Raw genomic sequence first — 9,147 nt, 5'->3', positions numbered from 1 at the left:
GGCGCCCCAGCCTCGCCCCGCCCGCCGGGGGCGCCGGGGCGCCGACGCGCTACCGGTCGGCGTCGAGCTGTTCGATCGCCCGGGTGACCCGCTCGCTGTTCCGGTCGTCGCGGTACTCGTACAGGCCGGCGATCCGTTCCGTCCACTCGGCGTATCGCGGGTGGTCGCCCTGCAGCATGCGCACGATCGATTCCACCGCGTCGTCGGCGTTGCGCGTCACGGGGCCGAAGCCGTCGCGGCTGTGATCGTACTCGCCGATCTGGCTGCTGTGACCGCCCGCGTAGAACTCGTCGTGGTCGAACTGGAAGTACACGGTCGGCGCGCCCACGAACGCGGCCTCGAAGGCCTGCGAGGAGTAGTCCGTGACGGCCAGCCGAACCGAGGCAAGCAGTTCGGGTACGTCGTCCTGGTAGCTCGCGCGCTGCACCCAGTCGGGCACGTCGAAGTAGCGCCAGTGCGGGGCGAAGCGCGGATGCATGAGGAACACGGCTTCGAGGCCGGCCTCCTCGCATGCGGCACGGAGGCCCGGGTGGTTCAGGAACGCCGACCACTGGCGCACGAAGTCGGTCTCGGCGAAGCCGTCGACCACCTCCCAGCTGCGATCCTCGTTCATCGCGCCCAGGTAGATGCGCCAGGTCGGCATGATCAGCAGGCGGGAGCCGGCACGCCCCTCGGCCTTGAGCCGCTCGAGGGCGCGCATCAGCAGATCGTGCCGCGGCATGCCGGTGAGCTGCACGCCGTCGCGGACGAATCGGTATCCGCCGCCCTCCTCGGTGAATCGCCGGTACTCGTCCTGGGTCGACGCGATGATCAGGTCGATCAGCTTCGGGTTGAAACGGCGGAAGTGGTCGGTGTGCACGACGCCGTGCTTGAGATAGGTGAACGAGAACTCCCGGCCGAGCACGCGGGGCGCGAACGGCTGCATCGAGATCTTGTCGACCTGCGAGGAGACGATCTGCCGCGCATGCTTCGCGAGGACGAAGTGCCGCATGGAGCGGTAGGGCAGGATCTTGACGCCGTCGGCCTGCAAGCGCTGGTAGGCCGGGACCTTCGGGTCGAGGACGAACCACGCGTTGATGTCCGGGCGATGCTCGGTCAGGTAGCGGACCAGTGCCTCGGCGTTGTCGCTCGCCTGCTCGCGGCGGTCGCTCAGCAGCCAGGCGTCGCGGAAGCGCCTCGAGTACCCGGTCGCGTTCAGGACGCGCAGCGCGATGGCGTACCGCATCTTGGCGATCTTCCCGATGAGCTTCCGGGCGAACTTGCGCAGCGGGTTCGACCGAATCGCCGGCCGCGGAGGCAGGATCGGGCCGATGCGCTCCACGAACGAGAACCCCGGCGTCGTCGAGATGAACTCCGGCTCGGAGTCCCGGTAGTCGCGGACCAGCAGTACGTGCTCGTAGAGCGCATGCTGCATGAGGTACTCGACGGAGCGGGTCTTTCGCGAGACGAGGCGAGCCCGGTTGTTCAGACTGCGGATCTCGAAGTCGATGCTCTGCAGCGGGGAGTAGAAGGCGAGCCGGGTGACACGGCGCAGGTTGTTCTGGTCGAGTTCGCTGATCGGCGAGACCTCGGCCGCGTCGATCATGGCCAGCCAGGCGATCCTGGTCTCGGCGCGCACGCCGGGGGAGGCGAAGTCGCGGATCCCCTCCGCGCCGACGATGCGCAGCGTCTCGCCGACGAGTTCGCGCAGTTCTCCGAGCTGGGCGTCGCTCAGCGAGTAGACCTCGGAGTGGAGCTTGCGGTTGTCGTTGAAGATGACGAGGATCTCGCTGAGCGCCGCGAAGACGGTCTCGGGATCGGGAGAGGGGGCGCCGGCGCGAAGGGCCGGCACGAGCTCGTCCCGCAAGCGCGCCATGCTGGCGGTGACGGGGCCGTGCTCGTTGCGTACTACTGCGTTTTCGCTCATCTCATCGCTTCGTCGGTCAAGGGGGTGAAAGGGGAGGGGTGCGGGGGTGGAAGCCGCGCGTCAGCCGCTGCGCTCGCGGAGCAGGGCGTGGCCGGCCTCGTAGATCCGCTTCGAGTTGTCCCGGTCGCGATGGGTGAAGAAGGCGTCGACCCGAGCACGATACGCCTCGGGCATCCGGCACTCCTGCGCCAGGTAGTCGAGAAGCGTGTCGACGAGGGTCTCCTCGTCGGTGGCGACCTCGCCGAAGCCGTGCTCCTCGTACGAGAAGGCTCCGCGACGGTAGTGCGGCGGGATGCTCGGGTGGTGGTAGTAGAGCACCGGCTTCGTCATGTAGGCGAAGTCGAACTGCACACCCGAATAGTCGGTGATCATGAGGTCGGATTCGCTGAGCATCCGCTCGTAGCCGGGGCTGTTCTGCGGCGCGAGGATCCGCACGCGGTCGCTGCTCGAACGGTAGTCGTCGACGTGCGAGCTGGTGTTCGGATGCAGCAGATAGGTCAGCGTGTACCCGTGCTCTTCGAGGCCGCGGTGGAGCCGAGGGTTGTTGATGACGCCGTTGTAGACCTTGAAGTAGTCGGATTCGGTGAACTCCTCGTTGTGACCCTGCAGGCGATCCGCGTCCTGCGGGCGGTTCAGGTAGTAGCGCCAGGTCGGGGCCAGGAGCAGGTCTCGCGTCGGGCGGGACTCGAGCCCGTCGTAGCGGGCGAAGCCGGTTTCGATGATCTCGTCGCGGGCGAAGCCGTACGAGGGATCGGAGAGGGTCTCGGTCTCGAAGTGGGAGACGACGCACATGCGGCTCTGGTTCTCGGCGTGCTTGTTCAGCGAGTAGGAGAGGTCGTCGAGCACGAGACCGTGGTTGATGTAGACCACGCGGTAGCCGAACAGGTCCCGGAAGAACTGCTCGTTCCAGGAGAAGGCGTTGCGGGTCGCCGGCTTGAGGTGGGTGGCGAAGACGAGCTCGGCGTTCAGGAACCGAAGGCGGTGCGTGAGCGTCTTGTGCGGGAGGAAGGGCTTGCCCTGCTCGCGGAAGCGCGTCGCGGGCGCGGAATCCGCGGCGAGCACGTAGTTCTTGCGGATCCCGTCCCGCTGCGCCGCGGCGTAGTCGTACGCGTACTCCGCGTTGTCGCCGGCGAGGATGATCCGGTCGTAGTAGATCCAGTCCCGCTTGAACCGGTACCAGGGACGCGTGGCGAAGTAGACGAGGCGCAGGAGCGCGGCGGAGCGTTCGACGCGCTCGCCGCCGAGCAGCCGCCGCTGCAGCCGCAGCTCGGCCTTGAGGCGTTGGAGTGCGCCCGCGGGACCGACCGCGATGCCCGACGGCTGCGCGCGCAGGAGGCGGCCGCAGGCGATCCAGTAGCTGCCGGGCACATCGCTGAGCTTGGCCGAGGGGCGGCGGAAGTTGAGGCGCAGCGGGACGCCGGTCGAGGCGTGGGCCGCGGTCTTCTCCGTAAACGTCGCGACGAACTCGATCCGGTCGGCGGCGGCGAGCAGGGAGCGCGGGATTCGCGCGGTGAAGGTCGGCTGACGGCGCTGGAGCTCGCCGAAGACGGAGAACTCGGAGTAGACGCCGGAGTCGGGGAGCGGCAGGTCTGTGCCGCCGACGCGCGCGGTGAGCGCGAGCCGGTCGGTGAGGTAGAGCGACTGCACCAGCCCCGAGACGATCAGCTCGTCGCGGGTGCTGTCCATGACGTCGATCGCGAGGCGCACCTCCGAGAGCCGTTCGACCTCGTGCCCGTTGACGGTGACGACGACGTCGCGCCCGTCCGCGTCGATCTCGGCGCGGGGCGAGAAGGCCGCCCGGTGCTTCGCCTTCAGCAGGTAGGCGACCATGCTGCGTCGGTAGCCGAGGGGCTTCCGCACGGCGCCGATGATCTCCTCGTCGCTCACCGCGGCGAGGCCGCGGGCGAGGAGCTCGGCGAACTCGGCCAGCTGCGCCTCGTCGAGCGCGTTCTTGTTGTGCCGGTCGACGTTGTACTGGAGCCGGAGCTGCGCGAGGTAGAGGAAGACGCGCTGCAGGTAGGGTGGTGCGCCGGCGGGCTGAGCGGCGACGCGCTCGAGGAGAGCGACCCAGCGCGTGAGGAAGCCGAGGTACCAGTCGGGGGTGAAGAGCCGCTGCTCGCCGTAGAGCGCGTCCTCGTGCTGCTGCGGGCTCGTCACCTTGCCGCCCAGCACCGAGAAGCCGCCGGTGGCGAGGATCGCCTCCGCGAAGAGCAGGTTCGGGTCGCCGCCCGTGCGGGCGTCCGAGGAGCACGCGCGGAAGACGTCGAGCGGCACGAGCGCGGGGGTCGAGCCCGCCCAGAGGCGATCCGCGTCGTCGAGCGTCACCGGCCCGCGATCCTCACGGCCCACCGTGCGGTTCAGGCGGTAGGCGTAGGCGCCCTCGCGGTGGATGTAGCAGCGCGCGAGGGATCCTGCCGCCGCGTCGGCGAAGAACACGTCGAAGGCGTCGGGGCTGTACTCGAGGCCTGCGGGGATCAGCTCGACGTAGGCTCCGTCCGCCGCCGTCCCGAGGTCGAACCCGTCGACGGAGGCGGCGTAGGCGACCTCGAGCGGCAGCGCGGCCGGGTCCGCGGGGGCGTCGCCGAGGACGACGACGGTGAAGCGCTCGGGAGTGTAGCTCGAGAGGCCGGCGATCGAGCGGAGCGTGGCCAGCACGGCCTCGCGATGCTCCGCGCCGTGAATCATCAGGGCGATCATTGAATCAGTGCAATCATTGAAATACTCGACCTTCGCCGTTCATTCACCGAGCGTTCGGTTCATCGCACGACCGAGCGGGTAGGCTGCCGCGCCCGGTTTGTTCCAGCTCCGAATGTATCACCGCGAGCGCGGCCGCCGCGCCGCGCCTCACCAGCTGCCGTCGGCCTTCTGCGTGGCGAGAAGCGCATCCTCGAGCGGCAGCGCCAGGGTGCGGGAGAACGTCGCCGTGAGGTGATCCGTATCGCGCCACACCAGAACGTTGCCGACGATGGCCGGGCAGTACTCGGCGTCGGGGCAGATCCAATCGTTCATGTTGATGAGTTCGGTGGCCGGCAGATCCTGCACTGCCGCGATCTCCGGATGCGGGCGCGTATCGAGCGCATCCTCGCGCGGGGTCGCGCACTCGGTGAGCTGCGTCGGGTTCGCCGAGACGCACTCGGGAACGTCGGTGTGCATCTCGGCCGTGTCCATCAGGACGCGGACCGGGATGCCGGCGTCGTTCAGCGTCGACCAGTGGCTGCGCAGTCCCTGGCCGAAGGCGCGCACCTTCTCGTCGCCCTTCAGCGAGTGGTCGCCGGCCCAGACGCCCCGTCGGCCGGCGTTGATGGTGACGACCAGAGCGGGCTGCTCGTCGAGGATCTGCTCGAGCACGCCCTCGTTCCACTCGTCGCACGCGGGGAACGCCCCGCCGAACCGTGTCTGGGACACGTCGGCGAAGGAGCAGCCGGACTTCGTGTTCGTGACCAGGCGCCAGCCGTTCTTCTCGGCGATCGCGTCGAGCGCCGGCATCCAGCTCGCCGCATGCGAGTCGCCGACGAGCATGATCGTCGTGTCGCTCTGCTCGTCGCCGAACACGCACGGCTTCGGCTCCGCGGTGTCCTCGTCGAGCTGGCAGCCCATCTCGTAGAGCACCGGATTGTCCTTGCGCGCATCGATCGCGGCGGGAGTGAACCCGCCCTCGACCTCGTCGGTCGGGGCACCGATCCCCTCGAACGAGGCGATCAGATCCTGGTCGAGGATCAGCGGCATCTCCTCGCCGACGTGGAGGTCTCCGGCCGTGCGGTACGAGTAGCTCTGCGCATCGAGATCCACGGTGCGCGATCCGCTCTGGGCGGCCTCGAAGAGCACCTCCGCACCGATCGGGGTACCGGTCTCGGCCTCCGGGACCTCGGGCGCGGTCATCCGCGGCACGTAGGCGATGACGGTCGCGAGGGCGAGCGTGACGGCCACGAGGCCGGCACCGGCGCCGAGGGAGCGCTTCGCCGAGGCCTTCAGGGCCTTCCAATCGCGGAACGGGTTCTCGATGAAGCGGTAGCTGAGCCAGGCGGGCAGGATCGCGAACACCACGATCACGAGGCCCCACCGGAAGCGGAGCTCGCCGCCGAGCAGGTACGTGCCCACCACGATCAGCGGCCAGTGCCACAGGTAGAGGGAATAGGAGATGTCGCCGATCCAGCGCATCGGGCGCAGGCCGAGCAGCCGACCGGCGCCGCGCGTCGCCCGCCCGTTCATGCCGCCGGCGATCACGGCGGCGGCTGAGAGCGTCGGCAGCAGGCCCGCGGATCCCGGGAAGGCGGGAGCGCTGGAGGTGTAGAAGAGGCTCGCGACCAGGATGCCGACGAGTCCGGCCCATCCGAGCAGGTAGCCGAGCCAATCGGGGATGCGTGCGATCTGCACCGCGAACACCGCGAGGGCCGCGCCGATCGCGAGCTCCCACAGGCGGGTCGTCGTGACGAAGTAGGCGGGCGCGGGGTGCGCGGTCGTGTAGTAGACGGACCAGATGAGCGAGGGGACGAGGATCAGCAGGACGCCGACGCCGGCGAAGCGCAGCGTGCGCCCGGGCTCTGCGAATGCGGCGTGGGTCTTCTTCAGCGTGCGGCCGGCGATCCAGAGCATCACGATGAGGATGAGCGGCCAGACGATGTAGAACTGCTCCTCGACCGAGAGCGTCCAGAAGTGCTGAAGGGGGCTCGCAGCGGTGTCGGCGTTCAGGTAGTCGGTTCCGCCGGCGAGGATCCAGTTGACCACGTAGACCGCGGCGCCGGCGGCTTCGATGCCGATCTGCTGCCAGCGGATCTGGGGGAGGAAGATCGCGGTCAGCGCCAGGGTGGCGACGAGGACCACGGTGGCGGCGGGCAGGATGCGGCGGGCGCGGCGGGCGTAGAAATCGGGCAGGTCGATGCGGCCCGTCGTGATGGCCTCGCGGAGGAGGAGGCCGGTGATGAGGTAGCCGGAGATGACGAAGAAGACGTCGACGCCGACGAAGCCGCCGGGCATGAACGGGAAGTTCGCATGGAAGAGCAGGACGACGCCGACGGCGACGGCGCGGAGGCCTTGGATGTCGGGTCGGAAACCCGTGAACGGGAGTTTCGCCTGCGATGCCGCGCGGGGGGCCGCGGCCGTAGTGGAAGCTTGGGGCACGGAGGGAGTGTACCCGGCCATTTCGAGTGTTTCCTTCAAGGCGGGGTGCGCCGGCCCACGACCGGTGCCGATCGGCGGAGATCCTGCGCTCGTCCGGATCAGCGGGTTCTGCGCTGCTCGGCGTAGGATCGGGGTCCGGAATCGAGATCGGGATGCGCCGGTGATCGGCCCGTCGCCGACCTCGCAGGGGATGGTGGAGCATGGGTGCCGCTGCAGTCGGTCGGTCGCATCGCCCGTTCCGGCACGACCACACCGTCGATGCGGTGGCCGTGCGCCGGCGGAGTCTGAGGTGGGCGTTCCGGATCACCGCATGGGAGGCCGGCGAGTTCGTCCTGGACCGATGCTATCTGAGGCTCGAGTCCACGGAGGAGTGCGTCGAGATCGACGCCGCGGCGTTCGAGCGGAGGCCGGGGCTGTCGGGCGAGGCCCGCTTCGACTTCCCGGAGGCGATGACGTTGACGCCGCTCCGCTATTCCGTGTGCGCCGATCTCCGGGACCTCGCTGACGGGCGGAGCGTCGAGGTCAGGCTGACCCGCATGTCGGAGGATCTCTTCGCGAGGATGAGCCGCAGGTACCGGGCACCGCGACTGACTCTGGGCGACGGGAGGATCCTCACGCTCAACGCGAGCGCGGCATCGACGACGCTGAGACTCATCGTGCTCCCCGCGTCCGAGGCCGATCGCGGCTCGGCCCGGCAGCGCGTGTGGAGCACGATCGCGCTGATGGAGGCCGGCCTCAGACGGACGCTGCATCTCGAACGGCGACCCACGGCCCTGCTCTACGAGAAGGAGGCCGCCACAGCCCAGGACAACGCCTTCGCGCTGTTCGCGCATCTGCTCGGTGCAGATCGGAACGGTGCGCATCGACCCGGTGCGCACCGACTCGGTGATCATCGACAAGGGCGTGTCCATCGACTCGGCGGGCACCGGCGCGGTCGAGGCGACGAGCCGCGATTCGATTTCTTCTACGTGATGAACCGAGACAGCGCGCAACGCGCTCGGGTCGCGGGCCTTCCCCGTGTCGTCTCCAAGTACTCCCTCAAGTACTGGCGGCTGCTCGCGTCTCCCTCGAGCTTCCTCCTCTCCTCCGAATCGAGGTCGCACGTCGGGACCGTGTACGCGCAGCCGGGCCTGCTGTCCCGGCTCGTCTACGTCCGGCGCAGCTACTTCCTCGGGCACGGTGTGACAGCCCTCAAGCGGGTGCCGCTGCTGAACCCGGGCAACGCCTCCTCCCCGGACGTGATCGTCGCGGCATCCGCCTGGGAACGGGACATCCTGATCGGGTGCGGCTTCGATCCGGAGCGCATCGACATCACCGGCCTGCCCAGATGGGACCGTCTGCTCGCCGGTGTCGAGCGGCGCACCGGGATCGAACGGATCCTGTACCTGCCGACCTGGCGCGCCTGGCTGGCGGGCAGGGACGCGGTGGAGCTCTCGCGCACCGAGTACGTCCGGTCGATCGCGGAGCTCCTCACCGATCCCGGGCTCCACGCCCTGTTCGAGGCGCACGGTTGCGTCCTCCAGTTCATGCCGCACCCGAAGGTCCTGCCGGTGCTCCGGGTGCTTCGGGCGCTCGACCAGCGTCCGGGGCGGATCGAGCTCGTCGATCAGGATCGCGTCGAATTCGGGGAGGTGCTGCGGGGTGCGGACGCGTTCATCACCGACTACTCGAGCGTGCTGTGGGACGTCGTCCAGCTGCAGAAGCCGATCCTGCTCTTCCCCTTCGACGCCGCCCGGTACGACGCCGAGATCGGCGGTTACCGCAACCCGCAGCTGCGGAGGATCCGCCGTCGATTCGGCACTGCGACCACCCCTGCCGAGCTGAGGGATCGGCTCGCGCGAATGCTCGAGCAGGACCCGGCCGTGCGCGCCGAGGAGGCCGAGCATCTCGCCGCTCGGACGTTCGCCATACGAGACACCGAGAACTCCCGCCGGGTGGTCGAACGCGTCGCGGCGCGGCTCCCCCTCCTCACCGACGCTCGGCACCTGCCGTCGTACCGGGCTGCGGATGCCGCCTATCAGGAGCGGCAGCGCAGGATGCGGGAGGACTAGGGCGTGTCTGTTAATTGATTTGTGATGGGGGTGGGATCGTGGAACCATGTCGCGATTCCAGCTCCTCTCCGA

At 69.0% G+C, this 9,147-nt stretch carries 4 protein-coding genes; 1 reads left to right on the top strand and 3 read right to left on the bottom strand.

Features of this window, described 5'->3' with window-relative positions; translation table 11 throughout:
- Positions 1 to 49: 49 nt before the first annotated feature.
- The 3 genes from ACFPZL_RS07375 to ACFPZL_RS07365 form a co-directional block, all read right to left on the bottom strand.
- Positions 50 to 1,906 carry a CDP-glycerol glycerophosphotransferase family protein gene (locus ACFPZL_RS07375; protein WP_218115990.1) on the bottom strand — a complete coding sequence of 619 codons (1,857 nt, stop codon included), beginning with the start codon at positions 1,904 to 1,906 and terminating at the stop codon, positions 50 to 52.
- A gap of 60 nt (positions 1,907 to 1,966) precedes the next feature.
- Complete coding sequence (locus tag ACFPZL_RS07370; protein ID WP_218115989.1) at positions 1,967 to 4,591, bottom strand: CDP-glycerol glycerophosphotransferase family protein; 2,625 nt, start codon at positions 4,589 to 4,591, stop codon at positions 1,967 to 1,969.
- A gap of 159 nt (positions 4,592 to 4,750) precedes the next feature.
- The gene (locus ACFPZL_RS07365; protein WP_218115988.1) at positions 4,751 to 7,024 is read right to left on the bottom strand and encodes an acyltransferase family protein; all 2,274 of its coding nucleotides are present in this window, start codon (positions 7,022 to 7,024) and stop codon (positions 4,751 to 4,753) included.
- 200 nt (positions 7,025 to 7,224) lie between these two features.
- On the opposite strand from ACFPZL_RS07365, the gene ACFPZL_RS07360 reads away from it, so the two are divergent.
- The gene (locus ACFPZL_RS07360; protein ID WP_218115987.1) at positions 7,225 to 9,075 is read left to right on the top strand and encodes a CDP-glycerol glycerophosphotransferase family protein; all 1,851 of its coding nucleotides are present in this window, start codon (positions 7,225 to 7,227) and stop codon (positions 9,073 to 9,075) included.
- Positions 9,076 to 9,147: the final 72 nt, after the last annotated feature.

The sequence above is a fragment of the Leucobacter soli genome (assembly GCF_042659205.1).
Lineage (GTDB): Bacteria > Actinomycetota > Actinomycetes > Actinomycetales > Microbacteriaceae > Leucobacter > Leucobacter soli.
The sequence above is the reverse complement of the archived record's forward strand: the minus strand, read 5'-3'. Positions and strand labels throughout refer to the sequence as shown.